Source organism: Rhodococcus sp. WWJCD1 (genome assembly GCF_002258735.1).
In the GTDB taxonomy this organism is placed as follows: Bacteria; Actinomycetota; Actinomycetes; order Mycobacteriales; family Mycobacteriaceae; genus Rhodococcoides.
In genome coordinates this window covers 1-783 of sequence record NZ_NOXY01000041.1, presented here as the reverse complement: position 1 = coordinate 783, position 783 = coordinate 1, and the positions used below count along the sequence as shown (strand labels likewise).

The window sequence follows — 783 nt, the reverse complement described above, 5'->3', positions numbered from 1 at the left end:
AATGGCGAGGGATCTGACACAGCTCGAGCTTCTGCAGGAGCTGGTACCCACTGCCGAAGACAACGTGAACCGTCACATCACGATGGCGCGCGAATGGCATCCCCACGACTACGTGCCGTGGGACGAGGGCCGCAACTTCGCCGCCCTCGGTGGCCAGGACTACGACCCCGAACAGTCCAAGCTCTCCGACGTCGCCCAAGCCGCGATGATCACCAACCTGCTCACCGAGGACAACCTGCCCTCCTACCACCGTGAGATCGCCGAGAACTTCTCCCGCGACGGAGCCTGGGGCACCTGGGTCGGCCGCTGGACCGCCGAAGAGAACCGCCACGGCATCGTCATGCGCGACTACCTCGTCGTCACCCGCGGCGTCGACCCCGTCGCCCTCGAAGAAGCCCGCATGATCCACATGACCAACGGCTACGCCTCCCCCGCCGGATCACAGGTCGGTCTGCTGCACTCGGTCGCGTACGTCACCTTCCAGGAACTCGCCACCCGCGTCTCGCACCGCAACACCGGCAAGGTCTGCGACGACCCGATCGCCGACCGGATGCTCCAGCGCATCGCCGCCGACGAGAACCTGCACATGATCTTCTACCGCAACATCACCGGCGCGGCGATGGACATCTCCCCCGATCAGACGCTGCAGGCCGTCTCGGACATCGTGACCAACTTCGTCATGCCCGGTGCCGGGATGCCGAACTTCCGCCGCAACGGTGTGCTCATGGCCAAGCACGGCATCTACGACCTGCGTCAGCACCTCGAAGACGTCGTCTGGCCGGT

Annotated in this window: 1 protein-coding gene; it reads left to right on the top strand. The window is 65.4% G+C overall.

Features of this window, described 5'->3' with window-relative positions; all coding sequences use genetic code 11:
* Position 1 precedes the first annotated feature (1 nt).
* Positions 2-783 (top strand): acyl-ACP desaturase (locus tag CH286_RS27550; RefSeq protein ID WP_094611009.1); only part of this gene is annotated, 782 nt, incomplete at its 3' end.